General features: G+C 39.8%; 16 protein-coding genes. 14 read left to right on the top strand and 2 right to left on the bottom strand.

Annotation, left to right across the window (positions count from 1 at the left end):
* Nucleotides 1–33 precede the first annotated feature (33 nt).
* From flhA to I6F50_RS03605, 14 genes are read left to right on the top strand one after another with little or no spacing between them, the layout of a single operon-like run.
* Nucleotides 34–2,145 carry a flagellar biosynthesis protein FlhA gene (flhA, locus tag I6F50_RS03670; RefSeq protein WP_197175325.1) on the top strand — a complete coding sequence of 704 codons (2,112 nt, stop codon included), beginning with the start codon at nucleotides 34–36 and terminating at the stop codon, nucleotides 2,143–2,145.
* 21 nt (nucleotides 2,146–2,166) lie between these two features.
* A complete protein-coding gene (flhF, locus tag I6F50_RS03665; protein WP_007585808.1) occupies nucleotides 2,167–3,648 on the top strand; it encodes a flagellar biosynthesis protein FlhF in 1,482 nt (493 codons plus the stop codon).
* Nucleotides 3,641–4,501 (top strand): MinD/ParA family protein, encoded by an 861-nt coding sequence (locus I6F50_RS03660; RefSeq protein WP_007585809.1) that lies wholly within the window; start codon nucleotides 3,641–3,643, stop codon nucleotides 4,499–4,501. Before flhF ends, I6F50_RS03660 begins: the two co-directional genes overlap by 8 nt.
* Nucleotides 4,502–4,527: 26 nt before the next feature.
* Nucleotides 4,528–5,238 (top strand): RNA polymerase sigma factor FliA, encoded by a 711-nt coding sequence (locus tag I6F50_RS03655; RefSeq protein ID WP_007585810.1) that lies wholly within the window; start codon nucleotides 4,528–4,530, stop codon nucleotides 5,236–5,238.
* 40 nt (nucleotides 5,239–5,278) lie between these two features.
* The gene (gene cheY, locus I6F50_RS03650) at nucleotides 5,279–5,662 is read left to right on the top strand and encodes a chemotaxis response regulator CheY (RefSeq protein WP_008132609.1); all 384 of its coding nucleotides are present in this window, start codon (nucleotides 5,279–5,281) and stop codon (nucleotides 5,660–5,662) included.
* 17 nt (nucleotides 5,663–5,679) lie between these two features.
* A complete protein-coding gene (locus I6F50_RS03645) occupies nucleotides 5,680–6,453 on the top strand; it encodes a protein phosphatase CheZ (RefSeq protein ID WP_007585814.1) in 774 nt (257 codons plus the stop codon).
* A 15-nt stretch (nucleotides 6,454–6,468) separates the two neighbouring features.
* A complete protein-coding gene (locus I6F50_RS03640) occupies nucleotides 6,469–8,676 on the top strand; it encodes a chemotaxis protein CheA (protein ID WP_165721591.1) in 2,208 nt (735 codons plus the stop codon).
* 58 nt (nucleotides 8,677–8,734) lie between these two features.
* A complete protein-coding gene (locus tag I6F50_RS03635; protein ID WP_197175323.1) occupies nucleotides 8,735–9,901 on the top strand; it encodes a chemotaxis response regulator protein-glutamate methylesterase in 1,167 nt (388 codons plus the stop codon).
* Entirely contained in the window at nucleotides 9,894–10,658 is a 765-nt protein-coding gene (locus I6F50_RS03630; protein WP_165739544.1) for a flagellar motor protein, read from the top strand. The genes I6F50_RS03635 and I6F50_RS03630 overlap by 8 nt, the downstream gene beginning before the upstream one ends.
* A gap of 1 nt (nucleotide 10,659) precedes the next feature.
* The gene (locus I6F50_RS03625; protein WP_197175321.1) at nucleotides 10,660–11,619 is read left to right on the top strand and encodes a flagellar motor protein MotB; all 960 of its coding nucleotides are present in this window, start codon (nucleotides 10,660–10,662) and stop codon (nucleotides 11,617–11,619) included.
* Between the two features lie 12 nt (nucleotides 11,620–11,631).
* The gene (locus I6F50_RS03620) at nucleotides 11,632–12,402 is read left to right on the top strand and encodes a ParA family protein (RefSeq protein ID WP_007585827.1); all 771 of its coding nucleotides are present in this window, start codon (nucleotides 11,632–11,634) and stop codon (nucleotides 12,400–12,402) included.
* A 3-nt stretch (nucleotides 12,403–12,405) separates the two neighbouring features.
* A complete protein-coding gene (locus I6F50_RS03615; RefSeq protein WP_165728703.1) occupies nucleotides 12,406–13,200 on the top strand; it encodes a chemotaxis protein CheW in 795 nt (264 codons plus the stop codon).
* A gap of 24 nt (nucleotides 13,201–13,224) precedes the next feature.
* Entirely contained in the window at nucleotides 13,225–13,722 is a 498-nt protein-coding gene (locus I6F50_RS03610) for a chemotaxis protein CheW (RefSeq protein WP_002959294.1), read from the top strand.
* A 17-nt stretch (nucleotides 13,723–13,739) separates the two neighbouring features.
* Entirely contained in the window at nucleotides 13,740–14,141 is a 402-nt protein-coding gene (locus tag I6F50_RS03605; protein ID WP_024589935.1) for a DUF2802 domain-containing protein, read from the top strand.
* 31 nt (nucleotides 14,142–14,172) lie between these two features.
* On the opposite strand, the gene I6F50_RS03600 is transcribed toward I6F50_RS03605, so the two are convergent.
* Nucleotides 14,173–14,481 (bottom strand): EscU/YscU/HrcU family type III secretion system export apparatus switch protein, encoded by a 309-nt coding sequence (locus I6F50_RS03600; protein ID WP_024589934.1) that lies wholly within the window; start codon nucleotides 14,479–14,481, stop codon nucleotides 14,173–14,175.
* A gap of 2 nt (nucleotides 14,482–14,483) precedes the next feature.
* Nucleotides 14,484–16,937 carry a flagellar hook-length control protein FliK gene (locus I6F50_RS03595; protein ID WP_197118704.1) on the bottom strand — a complete coding sequence of 818 codons (2,454 nt, stop codon included), beginning with the start codon at nucleotides 16,935–16,937 and terminating at the stop codon, nucleotides 14,484–14,486.
* Nucleotides 16,938–16,967 lie beyond the last annotated feature (30 nt).

Below are 16,967 nucleotides of genomic sequence, written 5' to 3'. Positions count from 1 at the left end.
TACGTAGTGTCAATTTTTTGAAATTGTAGAATTATGAGTTTTAAAACGGTATTACAACAACTTAACAGAGACAAAAAAGACTATGCCAAAGGGGTAGGTACTCCTTTACTTGTGCTTGCTGCCTTGGGAATGGTGATTTTACCGTTACCGCCATTTTTACTCGATATTCTTTTCTCGTTTAATATTGCCCTCGCATTAGTGGTTTTACTCGTGACTGTTTACACGATGAAGCCGGTTGAGTTTGGTATATTCCCCTCTGTATTACTAATCGCTACGATTATGCGTTTAGCGCTTAACGTTGCCAGCACTCGAGTTGTATTACTTGAAGGTCATAATGGTGGTGATTCTGCCGGTAAAGTAATTGAAGCGTTTGGCTCAGTTGTTATTGGTGGTAACTACGCAGTTGGTTTGGTCGTATTTTTAATCCTTATTATTATTAACTTTGTGGTAATTACCAAAGGTGCTGGGCGTATTTCTGAGGTATCTGCACGTTTCACCCTTGATGCAATGCCGGGTAAACAAATGGCAATCGACGCCGATTTAAACGCTGGTTTTATCAGTGCTGAGCAAGCGCGTGACCGCCGCGAGGAAGTAACTCGCGAAGCTGATTTTTACGGCTCAATGGATGGTGCGAGTAAATTTGTAAAAGGCGATGCCATTGCAGGTATTGTTATATTAATCATCAATATTGTTGGTGGTTTATTTGTCGGTATGATTCAACATAATTTGAGTTTTGGCAACGCAATGGAAGTATATACATTACTTACCATTGGTGATGGCTTAGTTGCTCAACTCCCTTCTTTACTGCTTTCAATTGGTACCGCGATTGTTGTAACACGTCAAAATGAGTCGCTCAATATGGGTGACCAATTTAAGAAACAACTAGGTAACGAAAAATCACTCTTTATTGCTTCAGGTATTTTGATCATCATGGGTTTAGTGCCTGGTATGCCGCATTTTGCTTTTTTAAGTTTAGGTGCGTTACTGGGTTATTTAGCTTACTACACACAGCAAACTAAGTTAAAAGCCGCTGCAGCAGAAGCCGAAGAAGCCGCCAGTGGCGGAAGCGCTGCAACAGGTATTACCAATAAACAAGAGCAAAAAGAACTTGGTTGGGATGATGTTCAACAGGTTGACGTAATTGGCTTAGAAGTAGGTTACAGATTAATTCCGTTGGTAGATCAATCTCAAGGTGGTGAGCTACTTAATCGTATTAAAGGTGTACGTAAAAAGCTTTCTCAAGAACTTGGCTTTTTAGTACCGCCTGTTCATATTCGCGATAATTTAGAGCTTGACCCTAATGCTTACAGAATAACGCTAATGGGTGTTTCAACCGGTGAAAGCGAACTAAAACATGGCGACGAGCTAGCAATTAACCCAGGGCAAGTATTTGGCCCAATTAAAGGGGTTGAAACTAAAGATCCTGCGTTTGGCCTTGATGCAGTATGGATCAAGCCTGATCAAAAAGATGAAGCGCAATCACTAGGTTATACCGTTGTAGATTCAGCCACGGTAGTCGCCACTCATATTAGCCAGTTATTAACTAACAGTGCGGCGTTGTTACTAGGGCATGAAGAAGTCCAAAACCTGCTTGATATGCTTGCTAAAAGCCATCCTCGCTTAGTAGAAGGACTAGTACCTGATGTGTTGCCATTAACTGCAATTGTAAAAGTACTGCAAAATTTATTGAATGAAGGTGTAGCTATTCGCGATATGCGCTCAATTGTTCAAACCCTTGTTGAGTATGGTCCGCGTAGCCAAGACCCCGATGTATTAACGGCTGCAGTGCGTATTTCTCTGCGTAGGTTAATTGTTCAAGATGCGGTTGGCATGTCATCAGAAATCCCTGTCATAACCTTGGCACCTGAGTTGGAACAGATGTTGCATCAGTCATTACAAAATGCAGGCGATGAAGGTGCCGGTATTGAGCCTGGACTTGCAGAGCGACTTCAAGTGTCATTGACACAAGCGCATCAAAATCAAGAAATGGCCGGTGAACCTTCTATATTGCTAACGTCAGGAATGTTACGCACTGTGTTATCTCGTTTTGTTAAGTACACCATTCCAGGATTGAGAGTGATGTCTTATCAAGAGGTACCAGACGAAAGACAGATCAAGATTGTTAGCTCTGTAGGCCAACAATAAGATTTTAACAGGGGTTGAATTATGAAAATTAAACGTTTTTTTGCTAAAGATATGCGCACAGCACTTAAAGAAGTTAAAGATGAGTTAGGTGTTGATGCGGTTATTATGTCAAATAAGAAGCTGGCTAACGGTGTAGAAATTGTAGCGGCAGTTGATTATGACAAAGCAGCCCCTAAAGTAGCAGCGCAACCACAACGTACTGCAGAGCCGCGTGCTCAAGCACCACAGCAAAGTATGCATAATTTTGTAAAACCAGAGCCTCAGCGTGCCAAACCAGAGCCGCAGGCAAAAGTGGCTGACAGCCTACAGGCTTTGTTAGAGCGCCAATCACCGCGTCCTCGCTCCCCTGAACTTGCATCAATGTTTTCACAATCAGGTATTGATACTACCGATAACTATCAAGAACCAGTTATGGAACAGCGTACTAAAAATATGTTTGCTCCTGAAAATGCAGCGCCAGTTCGTCCACAAACTCAAGCGGATAGCTTAGGTTTTGATGATTTAGACAGCGACTTTGATGATTTAGATAGTCCAGTAACTGCTCGCCAACAAACACCCAATAATGAAAGCGAAGAAATGACAACAATGCGTGAAGAAATGAACGCAATTCGTCAATTACTTGAGCATCAAGTATCAGGCTTAATGCAGCAAGATATGGCGCGTCGCGATCCAACACGCGCTTGCATGGTTGACCGCTTAGTCGGTATGGGTATTGATAAAGAAGTAGCGCAACAAATGGCATGTTTTGTACCTGATGATGTATCTCGTAAGCAAGGCTGGAAAGCGTTGTTAACGATGGTCGAAGATCAAATGCAAACAACCAATAATGAAATACTTCGCCAAGGTGGTGTATATGCGTTAGTGGGTCCAACAGGTGTTGGTAAAACAACAACAGTTGCTAAGCTTGCAGCTTTAGGCGCACAAAAATATGGCGCTGATAAAGTGGCCTTAATAACCACTGATACATACAGAATTGGTGCTTATGAACAGCTTGCTACTTACGGCCGTATTATTGGTTGTGGTGTAAAGCAAGTTAAAGATGCTAATGAATTAGCTGAAGTTTTATATCATTTACGAAATAAACGTCTAGTATTAATTGATACAGCAGGTATGAGTCAGCGAGATTTACGTTTAACTGAGCAGTTAAACACGTTAATGCGTAACCAACGTGTGGATATTCGCAGCTACTTAGTACTAAGCGCGACGGCACAAATTAATGTATTACAAGAAACAGTACGTCACTTTAAAAAAGTACAGTTAAGTGGTTGTATTTTCACTAAGTTAGATGAATCATTAAGTTTGGGTGAGATTATTAGTATTGCGATTCAAAATCGCCTTCCAATAGGGTATCTTACTAACGGTCAACGAGTGCCAGAAGATATTCGTGTTGCAAATGCTGAAAAACTAGTGAAAAAGGCTGAGCAGTTATATTTAAAAAGAACAAAAGCACAACATTCAAGGCACCAAGCAGTGGCGCCAAGTACAGTAGGGATGTATGATTAACACAGTATTAGATCAAGCAAGCGGCCTGCGCAAAATGAGTCAAAACAATAACAACGGCGTAAAAGTTATCGCTGTAACCGGTGGTAAAGGTGGGGTGGGGAAAACAAATGTTTCTCTAAATACCGCTATTGCACTAGGGCAACAAGGTAATAGAGTATTAGTGCTGGATGCTGACCTAGGTTTAGCAAACTGTGATGTGATGCTTGGTTTACGTGTAGAGCGCAATTTATCACACGTTTTGTCAGGTGAATGTGAGCTTGACGAGATTTTAGTTGAAGGGCCTGCTGGTATTAAAATTGTACCTGCTACATCGGGCTCGCAAAGTATGGTTGAATTATCGCCATCTGAGCATGCCGGGCTAATTCGTGCATTTAGCGAATTGAATACCGAATTTGATATTTTAATTGTAGATACAGCCGCTGGTATTTCAGACATGGTGCTAAGCTTCTCACGAGCAGCACAAGATGTAATGGTTGTAGTGTGCGATGAACCAACATCAATAACCGATGCTTACGCACTTATTAAAGTATTAAGCCGCGAGCACGGTGTTTATAAGTTCAAAATTGTTGCCAATATGGTCCGCAGTATGCGTGAAGGCACTGAATTGTTTGCAAAACTATCTAAAGTTACCGATCGCTTTTTAGATGTTTCAATGGAGCTAGTAGCAACGGTTCCTTATGACGAAAATATGCGCAAAGCAACACGTCGCCAAAAGGTGATTGTTGAGCTCTTTCCAAGTTCGCCAGCCGCTCTCGCGTTTAAAGCGCTGGCGACAAAAGCAGTTAAATGGCCAATACCAAATCAACCATCTGGGCATTTAGAGTTTTTCATTGAGAAACTAGTAAACGGCTAATTATGACAACATTGGTGAATAGAGCTATGGGATATCAATCAACACAAAACTTAAATGTGATTGTTGAGAAACATGCATCACTTGTTAAAAAAGTGGCATGTCATCTAATTGCTCGATTACCACCTAGCGTTCAGCTTGATGATTTAATTCAATCAGGAATGATAGGTTTAATAGAAGCTTCAAAAAACTTTGATGCAACAAAAGGCGCAAGCTTTGAAACCTTCGCCGGTATTCGTATTCGCGGGGCTATGCTTGATGAAATGCGCCGTGGTGATTGGGCTCCTCGTTCAGTACACCGTAAAAGCCGACAAGTTGCAGAAGCAATTACTGGGCTCGAAAGCAGTCTGAATCGCGAACCAACAGATACAGAAGTTGCTGAAAAACTTGAAATTTCACTCAATGAGTACCATCATATTTTAAATGATGTTAATACCAGTAAAGTATTAGGTATAGAAGACCTTGGTGTAGATGAGGATGTTATTACTCCCGTAGGCCAAGATTTAGCGCTAGACAAACCTTTTAATAATGTTAAAAATGATCGGTTTAATGAGTCTTTGCTAAATGCAATAAAGTCATTACCAGAGCGTGATGCAATGGTACTTTCTTTATACTATAACGATGAAATGAATTTAAAAGAAATAGGACATATACTCGATGTAAGTGAATCGCGTGTAAGTCAGATACATGGTCAGGCGATGATTAAGCTTAAAGCTAAAATCAATGACTGGATAAACTAGTAGTAAGTAAACTAAGGTTAATACCTCACTGGGGGATGTTTTGGATAAAAACATGAAAATTCTTGTAGTTGATGATTTTTCAACGATGAGACGAATTATAAAAAACCTATTACGTGACTTAGGTTTCACTAACGTTCAAGAAGCTGATGACGGGTCTACAGCTCTGCCTATGTTACAAAATCAAGTATTTGATTTTGTGGTTACAGATTGGAATATGCCGGGAATGCAAGGTATTGACCTTCTAAGAGCAATTCGTGCAGATGATAAGTTAAAACATATCCCTGTATTGATGGTAACGGCAGAAGCTAAAAAAGAACAAATAATTGCTGCAGCGCAAGCTGGCGTTAATGGTTATATTGTTAAGCCATTTACGGCTGGAACATTAAAAACTAAATTAGAAAAAGTATTTGAACGCTTAGGCTAATGATGGGGGAGAGGCTTATGTCAGCACCAGCTGCGCCTCAAATAACGTTAGAACAAGCTCGTCAACTCGTCATTTATTTAGAAAACGATGAGCAAGATAAAGCTAATCAGTTGATTTTAGAGACAGCTTCGCAAGAGCAGTCTAAATTATTTGCTGAAGTTGGGAAGTTGACTCGTCAACTGCACGAAGCACTTAAAAGCTTTGAGCTTGATACTCGCTTAACTAACATAACGACAGATGCGATTCCAGATGCTAAAAAGCGGCTTAATTATGTTATAGAAATGACAGAAAATGCGGCTAATAAAACAATGGATGCTGTTGAGGCTAGTTTACCTATAGCTCAGCAACTTGCAGATGAAATATCTCATATCAAACCGACATGGGATCGTTTAATGAGCCGGGAGATTGAGCTTGGTGAGTTTAAACAACTTTGCCATAGTATCGATAAGTTTATGAATAACTCTCATCATAAAACGGATGAGCTTCAAAGCTTAATGACAAATGTACTAATGGCTCAAGACTATCAAGACTTAACAGGTCAAGTTATTCGCCGTGTTATAGAACTTGTTAGAGAAGTAGAAGAAAGCTTACTTCATCTTTTAACAGCGTTTGCTGAACAAGATGACAGTGACAACACAGCGAATAAAGTAGAACAACAAAAAATAAAAGAACCAGTTGCCACACAAACTTTAGCAGGTCCTGAAGGCCCTATTATTGATAAAGAATCGCGTAATGATGTTGTATCTGATCAAGATGAAGTCGATGATCTTTTATCAAGTTTGGGCTTCTAAGAGGAGAGTAACTGCATGTTTGAAGTCGATGAAGATATTTTACAAGACTTTCTTGTAGAGGCAGGAGAAATCCTAGAGCTTTTATCTGAACAGTTAGTTGAACTGGAAAATAATCCAGAAGATACCGAGTTACTAAATGCCATATTTAGAGGCTTTCACACTGTAAAAGGTGGTGCAGGCTTTTTAGCTATGACAGAACTTGTTGATGCTTGCCACGGCGCTGAAAACGTATTTGATTTACTACGTCAAGGCGTGCGAACGGTCAATTCAGAGTTAATGGATGTTATTTTACAAGCGCTCGACACCATTAATGAAATGTTCGCGACTATCCAAAATAGGGATAAGCCAGAACCAGCAGATCCTGAGTTACTTCAAACCCTCCACATTTTGGGCCTACCTCCAACAGAAGCCGAGCTTAACGGAGTCGCTTCAGAAACTGACGTTGAACAACCTCTTGATGAAGTAGTTGATACGCCAATAGCTGATGAGGAAGATCCATTTGCATTTGATGAAATGTTTAGCGGAACTCCTTCGGTTAGTGATGCTGAAATAAACGAAATCACTGAAGATGAATTTGAAAACTTACTTGATGAACTACACGGTAAAGGACAAGGTCCTGCAGTTGAAAAGCCAGTAGCAAGTAGTAGTGATTTTAATGGTGATATTACTGATGATGAATTTGACAGCTTATTAGACGAGTTACATGGAGTTGGCAGTTTTGGTGAGGTTGCGAGTAAAGCACCTGAGCAAAGTAGTGTAGTTAAAGCACCTGTAGAACCAGCTAAACCAGCGTCAAATACTGCTAATTCATCAGATGATGAAATTAGTGATGATGAATTTGAAGCGCTTCTTGATGAACTTCATGGTAAAGGCACTGCACCTAAATCAATAGAAAGCACTCCAGCTGTGAAACAGCCCAATATCCCAGCTAAACCAGCTGCAAAAGCGAGTGTGCCTGTAAAAAAACCAGAACCTGTAAAAGCACCCGCTTCTAAACCGGTAGAAAAACCGGTTGCTAAAGCAGCGCCAGCAACGCCTAAAAAATCAGCGCCACCAGCAGCAGAGACGACAGTTCGCGTAGATACAAAACGACTTGACCAAATTATGAATATGGTTGGTGAGTTAGTACTTGTGCGAAATCGTTTGGTTAGTTTAGCGACCAATTCAGACAGTGAAGCAATGGGTAAAGCAATCTCTAACTTAGATGTAGTGACTGCTGATATTCAAGGCGCGGTTATGCAAACGCGAATGCAACCAATTAAAAAGGTATTTGGTCGTTTCCCTCGCGTAGTACGCGATTTAGCACGCAGCTTAAACAAAGACATTGACTTACAACTTGTAGGTGAAGAAACCGATTTAGATAAAAACTTAGTGGAAGCACTAGCCGATCCGCTTGTGCATTTAGTTCGAAACTCAGTTGACCACGGTATTGAAATGCCAGCTGTTCGTGAGGCTGCCGGTAAGCCTAGAACAGGTAATGTTACTTTATCAGCGTCTCAGGAAGGCGACCATATTTTGTTGACCATTAAAGATGATGGCGCTGGTATGGATGCTGAGAAACTGAAAAAAATAGCAATTAGTAAAGGCGTGCTCGATCACGATCAAGCGAGTCGACTTTCTGACACTGAAGCATACAACCTAATTTTTGCACCTGGCTTTTCTACAAAAGAAGAGATATCTGATATTTCAGGTCGTGGTGTTGGAATGGATGTGGTGAAAACTAAAATCACCCAATTAAACGGCTCTGTAAGTATTCAATCTGAGTTAGGTGTAGGTACTATTTTAGAGATAAAAGTACCACTTACCTTAGCCATATTACCGACCTTAATGGTAATTGTTGGCGCACAAACATTTGCGTTACCACTTGCAGGTGTTAGTGAAATATTCAACTTAGATTTAACGAAAACAAATGTGGTTGATGGGCAATTAACAATTATTGTGCGTAAAAAGGCAATACCGTTATTCTACCTCGAGCACTGGTTAGTTAAAGGCTCAGATCGTTCACAGCGAAAAGCAAAAGGCCATGTAGTTATTGTGCAAATTGGTACGCAGCAAATTGGTTTTGTTGTTGACTCATTAATTGGCCAAGAAGAAGTAGTGATTAAGCCGCTTGATGCGTTACTTCAAGGAACACCAGGTATGGCGGGTGCTACAATAACTTCGGATGGTGGCATTGCACTGATTTTAGACGTTCCAAACATGTTAAAACATTACGCAGGCTAATAATAAAGTAGGTATATATTTAATATATACCTACGCATAAATTTAATAAGAGAGCTAAATGGCCGTTAAAGTTTTAGTTGTTGATGATTCAAGCTTTTTTCGCCGCAGGGTAAGCGAAATTCTTGAGCAAGATAGCGACATACAAGTTATAGGCTTTGCTGTGAATGGCAGAGAAGCTGTTGAAAAAGCAGCTCAGCTACGTCCAGATATGATCACTATGGATGTCGAAATGCCTGTGCTTGATGGTATTAGCGCAGTTAAAGAGATAATGGCGAGTAATCCAACGCCTATCTTAATGTTTTCATCACTAACACGTGATGGCGCAACAGCAACGTTTGATGCGCTAGATGCTGGAGCAATGGATTTTTTACCGAAAAAATTTGAAGACATCGCTCGCAATAATGAAGACGCTATAAAGCTTTTACAAAATAAAGTGAAAGATATAGGGCGAAGACGTTTACCGCGAACGTTTAAGGCTGCAACACCACCTAAGCCAGTAATATCAACTAAACCGATAACAAGCTCACTTTCGCAAAGAACAAACACACTAACGCCTTCGATAAAACAACCCGATAGAAGCTTTCAAAGAGCAGCCCCTACAACATCGTCAGGTTCAAATATTGCCTCAATGCGAGCAAGTGGAAAGCAATACCAGCTTGTGGCTATTGGCACTTCTACAGGTGGCCCTGTTGCACTACAAACTATACTGACTCAATTGCCAGCTAATTTCCCTCACCCTATTTTACTTATTCAGCATATGCCTGCGGCTTTTACACCTGCTTTCGCAGCACGCTTAAATGGTCTGTGCCTAATAAAAGTGAAAGAAGCGCAACAAGGTGACCGCTTACAACCAGGAACGGCTTATCTAGCGCCTGGCGGACAGCAGATGATGGTAGAAGGGCGTGGTGCAAATAGAACACTGCGCGTATTTGAAGATCATAGCGAGAGAATAAGTTATAAACCGAGTGTAGATGTAACGTTTGCCAGTGCAGCAAAAACGTATCAAGGCGATGTGCTTGCTATTGTTTTAACAGGCATGGGCGCTGATGGACGTGACGGTGCAAGAATGTTAAAGCAAACGGGTGCAACTATTTGGGCGCAGGATGAGAAAAGCTGTGTTGTTTATGGAATGCCTCAAGCCATTGCTAATGCGGGGCTTTCGAGTGAAAGCTTAGCATTAAGCGATGTTGCAGCACGTATCAAGAGAGAGGTAGGTTGTGGATAAACTCTCAATATTTGGACTATTTGTAGCACTGGGTGCAATAGGTCTAGGTTACTCTTTAGAAGGCGGCGTTGTTTCTGCTTTATTTAATGGTCCTGCCCTTATTATTGTATTAGGCGGCACGCTTGGCGCTGTTATGTTACAAACATCAGCAAGTACCTTTAAAAAAATGCTAAATATGAGCTCTTGGGTTTTTGTTGCGCCACAATATGATATTGAAGATGCAATAGAGCAAGTTAAGCGATGGTCTCATAAGGCACGTCAAGAAGGTTACTTAGCGCTTGAAAACGAAGCGCTAGCTCACCCAGATGCATATGCAGCAAAAGGTTTAAGCTTGCTTGTAGATGGCTGCTCAGAGCAAAAAATACGTGACACGCTTGAAATTGATTTACTGCTAGAACGCGATCGCTTGCTTGAAGCCGCACGTGTTTATGAAGCGATGGGGGGCTACAGTCCTACCATTGGTATTTTAGGTGCTGTGCTTGGTTTAATACAGGCAATGTCGTTTATTACCGATCCACAAATGCTTGGTGCAGGCGTTGCAACGGCATTTATCGCGACCATTTATGGTGTTGGTTTAGCTAATTTATTGTTTTTACCTATGGCAAATAAGTTAAAACAGCGTGTAGAGCAAAAAATGCTTTACCATGAAATGCTTGCCGAAGGTGTGATTGCGATAAGCGTTGGCGAAAGCCCAGTAAATATAGAATTAAAGCTTGAAGCCTACCGTGTAGAGCGTCCTAATTTAGTGGACGAATAACATGCTACGCCGACGACTTCGTCACTCTGCTCCAAAAAATCAACATACAGAGCGTTGGCTTGTATCGTATGCCGATTACATGACCATTATGTTTGCTTTTTTTGTGGTGCTGTATGCGATAGCGATCAACAAAGAAGAACAATTTCAAATATTGTCAGACTCCCTTGAACACGTTTTTGATAAATCTGCCCGCCAGCACTCCCAGCAAGGTGAGGGCGTCAATGGTAATGGAATATTGACTGATAGAGTGACACCTGAACAAGAAGTTCTTTATGGTGAAAGTATTTTAAAAGAAGAACAAGGTCCAGAGTTACTCGACGGTCAAAGTGATACAAGTAACATACAACAAAAATATTTAGGAAAACCACTCGATAGCTTACTTGCTAAGCTGCAGTCAGCGCTTATTGATGAAATTCGTGATGGAGAAGCCAGTTTAGAGCTTAATCAAGATTGGCTGATTATAGAGCTAAGCTCAGGTATGTTATTTTCAAGTGGTAGCTCAGTTGCACACTCTAGGGCAAAGCAAGTCGTCAAAATTGTTAAAGATATTATTGCTCCAGTAGATAACTATATTAGGGTGCGTGGCTATACTGATGATGAAAGTATTCGCAATGAAATATTTCGCTCAAATTGGGAACTCTCGGTTGCTAGAGCAACATCTATTTTAGTAGAGCTGGAAGCATTAGGTATTAATTCTGCCAGAATGGCGATAGAAGGTTATGGTCAATATTCACCTTTTGTAAGTAACGATACAGAACAAGGGCGAGCAGAAAATCGTAAAGTTGTTATTGCACTTTCTAAGTATGGTTTACCACCGATACAAGACATTAAAGGTGATGAACAAGCCGTTAAGCCAGTAGCGGAAGAGCCTGAAATTGAGCTCCCTTCAGATGACGATACAATAAAAATAATTCGTTTGCCTCATGGTGGTATTCGCATAACAACGCGCAATGAACAGTAATTAGGATGTAATGTGAAGATTTGGACTGTCGCAAATCAAAAAGGTGGTGTTGGTAAAACAACAACAGCAGTGAGCCTTGCTGGTATTTTAGCTTTGCAGGGTAAGCGTGTGTTGCTTATTGATACAGACCCTCATGCATCACTCACTTATTACTTTGGCATTGACTCAGAAGATTTGGAAGTCAGCGTATATGATATTTTTGCGCGTGGCACGAGCATGCAAAGTGAAGAGATACTTCAAGCTTTATGCCCATCAACACTTGAAAACCTAGATATTTTACCCGCAACAATGGCGATAGCCACGCTTGATAGAAGCATGGGTAATAAAACAGGTATGGGATTAATACTAAAAAAAGCGCTTGCAAAAATCAGTGAACATTACGATTATGCCATTTTAGATTGCCCCCCAGTTTTAGGAGTGTTAATGGTTAATGCGCTTGCAGCAAGTGAGCGAATTTTAGTGCCAGTGCAAACGGAATTTTTAGCACTGAAAGGGCTTGATAGAATGATGCGCACTATGGAATTAATGCAAACCTCTCAAGCGAAAGATTATCAATATACTATAATCCCTACTATGTATGATAAACGTACTAAAGCATCGTTAGAAGCATATAAAACACTGCAAAGTACGTATGGTGATAAAGTCTGGCCAGGTGTGATACCGGTAGATACTAAATTTAGAGATGCAAGCTTTGCGCAAAAAGTGCCTGTAGAGTATTGTCCTCGTTCGCGTGGTGTATACGCATATAAAGCACTGCTAGAATATTTAATTGAACAAGGTTAATGAATGAGTAAGCAATTATTTGCTAATGAAAAAGTAATGAAACAATACCTAGGGGCTTTGTTATGTGAAGACGAGCCTGTAGATAACCTTGAGCCAGTCGCAAAATTACTTGAGCAAATGCCACACGACTCGCAGCAAGAACATATTCATTTAAAACCAAAAGAACAGATAAAAGCGGCAGAAAAAATATTTGATCAAGATTTACTTAATTCTGAAATTAAGCCAATAGTTGAACCGATTTTTGAAGCCGCAAAAGTTAATAAAGCCATTGACGATGAAGTAATAGAGTCGATAAGTACGACTACAGAAGAACCAGAACCACAGATTATAACCACCAGCCAATCTGACTATTTTGATGGTGAATTTCAGGCATTATTTTTTGAAGTTGCTGGTTTAACATTGGCTGTGCCATTAAAAGCATTAGGCGGTATACATCAATTAGGTGAAGTAAATCATTTATTTGGTAAGCCAAAGTGGTTTAAAGGCGTTATGCTCAACAGAGAAGAAAAGCTTAATGTTGTTGATACTGCTCGTTGGGTAATGCCAGAAAAGTATGATGATAAATTAGAGGCGTCTTTAGATTATCAGTATTTAATTACCTTAGGTGATAGCCAGTGGGGCTTATTAGCTGAAAAGTTGATAAATAACATTACATTGAGTAAAGAAGATGTAAAATGGCGTACAAATAAAAGTAAGCGCCCATGGCTTGCTGGTGTTATAAAAGAAAAAATGTGTGCTTTAATAGATGTAGATAATTTAAATATATTATTAGAGAAAGGCTTAGATAGCCGTCAGTAGTAACGACCATTACGGGGTAATAGCATGAATCAAGATAAATTACTGTCAGCAAATAAAAACGCAGATAATAATGATGAAATTTTACAGTGGGTTACGTTTAAGCTAGAGGAAGAAACCTACGGCGTAAATGTAATGCAAGTACAAGAAATACTTCGTTATACAGAGATAGCCCCTGTACCAGGTGCACCTTCTTACGTTATTGGTATTATTAACTTACGCGGTAACGTTGTAACTGTTATTGATACTCGTGCACGTTTTGGTTTGTTAGCTGCTGATGCAACCGATAATTCTCGTATATTAATTATTGAAGCTGAAGAGCAAGTTATCGGCATTTTAGCCGACAGCGTATCTGAAGTCGTTTATTTACGCAGCTCTGAGATCGATAGTGCACCAAATGTTGGTACTGAAGAAAGTGCTAAGTTTATTCAAGGCGTTTGTAATCGTGATAATGAGCTACTGATTTTAGTCGATTTAAACAAGTTACTCAGCGATGATGAATGGGATGAGTTAAGCGATATATAAGCTTTACCAAATAAATTATGCTGTTACTTAGTATAGCTATATCAGCGTTAGCGGTAGGACTTATATCGCTTGCGCTAATAATTGCATTAAAAAACAAACAAGTGAATGAAGTTAATGCTGTATTACAGCAGCTTAAAGATAGCTCAGAGCAAACTCATATTTTGCGAAGTGAAATTTCAGAGCTTAGAACAGGGCTTTTAAGTATTGGTAAGCGAGTGCTTGAGGTTGAGCAACAAAATCAAGATTTAATACAACAACAAGCTGCGCAAAAATACGATGACCCTGATGCTAAAATTTACTCTCGTGCAGTAAAAATGGTTGAGTTAGGTGCGGACCTCGATGAGGTGATACGCGAATGCGAATTACCGCGAGCAGAAGCCGAATTACTATTTTCACTACATAAACAAAAAGGCGCTTAGCGCCTTTTTAGTTATAAGCGTGTAAATAATCTCACGCTTTAATATTTAACTTACCTTGAAAGTCTTGCCAGCCTGGCGGAAATTGACCTCTTAATACATACGAAAACGCAATAAGCTCTGCAATTACATAATAAAGCTCTTTAGGGATTTCTTCCCCTAAGCTTAAATGCGACAACGTTTTAGCAAGCGCTGCATCTTCGTGGATCATAATTCCTTTTAATTTTGCCGCTGCAATTATTTCGTCAGCTAACTCACCAAACCCTTTTACGCTTACAGTGGGGGTGTTGCCAGCTTCGTATAAAAGCCCAATGGCTGACTTATTAATAGGTGTATCACTCATTACTAAACCTTAATATTAATAATTGCATGAGATTTATAAAATGCCTGATTATTTGCATCGCCTCGCTTTAAGTTGAGCTCTCCAACCTGTAAACCATGCTTAGCTAGTTTGGATCTTAAATTATCTAAGTGAGGGTGAGCAATTGCGCTTACTTCTTGGCTTGAGGCTAATAGCTGGCAATCGAGTGCTTTATCCATTAACTCAGCGGTAATCTGTAATTGCCCAATCTGTGCATAATCAAAGTTTAGCCTGACAAACCATACATTTTTATCTTCTAATTTATCTGCGCTTGGCTTTTTATATTGCCCCAATGTTATTTCTGTTTGGGCGGCCTCAGGCGGCAATTTCATTGGTAATAAAAATTGTGCAAGCGGGTTTGTGTCTGGTTGTTGACTTGGTGTTGAAACACTTACTTGGGTAAGTGTGTTTTTAACTTGTACGATTTCGCTAGCCAATGCTTGAACTTGAGCTTGCTGCAGTTGCTCAAGTATTTTTGCTCCCGCGTTTCCTGTTTTAAAAGTAGGTATGAGTACTTGTAAAAGTGCATCTAAGCCAGTTTGGTTATTAAAGCTTATCGGTGTTACTGATTGGCTAATTATAGGGGCTGCTAAAATACTCACTGCAACGTGTTCAAGTCCTTTAGTGAAGCTACTTTGTAGTGTATCACCCGTTAATTGAGATGGTTGTAAGGTGGCTAATACTTCACGCTGTATGGTCGCAGGGTTAACATTATTACTTGAGACCATGCGATTAAATGCTTGGTTAATTAAGCGAGTTAAATCGGGCGTGTCTTTTGTTGCTCTATTTGTAATGTCAGTAATTTGACTACTTAAAAGCTGTTTGTTACCAGCTAATCTATCCGTAGGGATTGTGGTATCAGGAAGCTTTAATAATGTGCTTAATAGCTTTGCTTCTATTGGTTGTAGCATTTGACTACGAGAGGCAATATTAGATAACGGCTCTGCTAATGGGAGAATGTTTTTAATCGTGGCTGAGTTTGCACTGTTTTGATTGTTGCCGTTTATTACTGGTTGCACTGAAGAGGTTATTTGCCCTTTAGTAACAATTTCACTTGTAGGCTTAATTAACGTATCAACTTTACTGTTAGTACTAATATTCAGAGCACTCAATTGACTCGCGTTTAAATTACTTGGCTTAGCGCTCGCCACTCCATTTTGAGTAATATTATTTGGCGTTGGCGTGTTAGCTGTTGTTATATTTGTAGATGATTGCCAAACACTAACACTTCCTTTTATTTGCTGAGTTAATTGTACAAGTGGCGGAAGTCTTGAAAAGTGCTCTGGTAAAGTATTGCTCGTATTACTATTTAACGCAGTACTTACATTTTGGGTAATATTCACTCTATTCAACGGTGATACTGTTAATTGCATAACTAAGCTCGGCCTTTGTATCGCAGATGATGCAGACGGCGGCATTAACTCAGATTTATTTGCTGCTGCAAAGGGCTTACTTTCAAAATATTTAACTGCATCATTAATTCGCGTTTTTAAATCACTAAAGCTATTTTGTAGCCACGATTTTATTGGGCTATTAGGTGTAAGCAGTGGGCTTGCTTTAATAGTGGACGCAGAAAAAGGTATTTCAGGGACACTGCTTTTTTGAGCTAAAAGTAACTCGTTAAACGGTTTAGAAAATGAGTTATTAAGCGTCACTTTTATATTATTAGTATCGGTTTTAATAAGTAATTTATCAGCCTGATTTATTAAATTTACCTTAATGGGGGTATTGGGTAGTTCACTAACTTGTTGATTAGTAATAGGCGTTGTAAACGAACCTGACTTTTGAGGATGGGTCAAAATAGCTAGTTTAGGTGTTGCTTGAAGTTGCGCACTAGGTAATAAGGCCACGAGTAATTTAGTAAGTTTAGTTTGGCTAAGTGGTTGCGTATGAATTGTATCTGCAAAGCGATTAATAACATTAAGCTGTGCGCCTTTGTTAGTAGTACTAACAACTACTTTTAAAGGCTGCTCGGTTAAAAGTAACTGCGCTACGTCTTTATTTATGGCAATACTGGCGTTAAGTTTATCAATTACTAATTTTGGGGTAGGGGACATAACCACTTGTAAATCCATTGGTTGGCTTTGTACCTCAGTGCCCGTGCTTACATAATTTAATAAACGCTGTAATTGTACTGGTTGATTTAAAGTAAGGGTTGTAGTGTTTGGCGTGATGTTGAGCTGTTTGCCATCGGGATTAAGTTGTATGTTAGCACTGGCTATTTTTTGTAAATTTTGAGGTGCGCTTGTAGTGCCAAGTCTTAATGTCTGCCAATGTTTATCAATAAATACATCAAGCGTAATCGAGTCTTTCGAAAATTGAATGTTTTTAGCCGCAAGTACCTCATTAGGTAATTGCGATAACTCATTGGTTTGAGGGTTCGTCGATTGATTGATAACCAATGAATTAGATAATGTTATTTGCGTTGGCGTATTCATTATTTTAAATCAAGTTTTCTCTATTTTAAG

The sequence above is a fragment of the Pseudoalteromonas sp. NZS127_1 genome, assembly GCF_015864295.1.
GTDB lineage: Bacteria > Pseudomonadota > Gammaproteobacteria > Enterobacterales > Alteromonadaceae > Pseudoalteromonas > Pseudoalteromonas arctica.
The sequence above is the reverse complement of the archived record's forward strand: the minus strand, read 5'-3'. Positions and strand labels throughout refer to the sequence as shown.

Excerpts from the sequence above, each read along its gene's own strand:
- flhA (WP_197175325.1), top strand. The coding sequence starts at position 34 with ATGAGTTTTAAAACGGTATTACAACAACTTAACAGAGACAAAAAAGAC.
- flhF (WP_007585808.1), top strand. The coding sequence starts at position 2,167 with ATGAAAATTAAACGTTTTTTTGCTAAAGATATGCGCACAGCACTTAAA.
- I6F50_RS03660 (WP_007585809.1), top strand. The coding sequence starts at position 3,641 with ATGATTAACACAGTATTAGATCAAGCAAGCGGCCTGCGCAAAATGAGT.
- I6F50_RS03655 (WP_007585810.1), top strand. The coding sequence starts at position 4,528 with ATGGGATATCAATCAACACAAAACTTAAATGTGATTGTTGAGAAACAT.
- I6F50_RS03645 (WP_007585814.1), top strand. The coding sequence starts at position 5,680 with ATGTCAGCACCAGCTGCGCCTCAAATAACGTTAGAACAAGCTCGTCAA.
- I6F50_RS03640 (WP_165721591.1), top strand. The coding sequence starts at position 6,469 with ATGTTTGAAGTCGATGAAGATATTTTACAAGACTTTCTTGTAGAGGCA.
- I6F50_RS03635 (WP_197175323.1), top strand. The coding sequence starts at position 8,735 with ATGGCCGTTAAAGTTTTAGTTGTTGATGATTCAAGCTTTTTTCGCCGC.
- I6F50_RS03625 (WP_197175321.1), top strand. The coding sequence starts at position 10,660 with ATGCTACGCCGACGACTTCGTCACTCTGCTCCAAAAAATCAACATACA.
- I6F50_RS03615 (WP_165728703.1), top strand. The coding sequence starts at position 12,406 with ATGAGTAAGCAATTATTTGCTAATGAAAAAGTAATGAAACAATACCTA.
- I6F50_RS03610 (WP_002959294.1), top strand. The coding sequence starts at position 13,225 with ATGAATCAAGATAAATTACTGTCAGCAAATAAAAACGCAGATAATAAT.
- I6F50_RS03605 (WP_024589935.1), top strand. The coding sequence starts at position 13,740 with ATGCTGTTACTTAGTATAGCTATATCAGCGTTAGCGGTAGGACTTATA.
- I6F50_RS03600 (WP_024589934.1), bottom strand. The coding sequence starts at position 14,481 with ATGAGTGATACACCTATTAATAAGTCAGCCATTGGGCTTTTATACGAA.
- I6F50_RS03595 (WP_197118704.1), bottom strand. The coding sequence starts at position 16,937 with ATGAATACGCCAACGCAAATAACATTATCTAATTCATTGGTTATCAAT.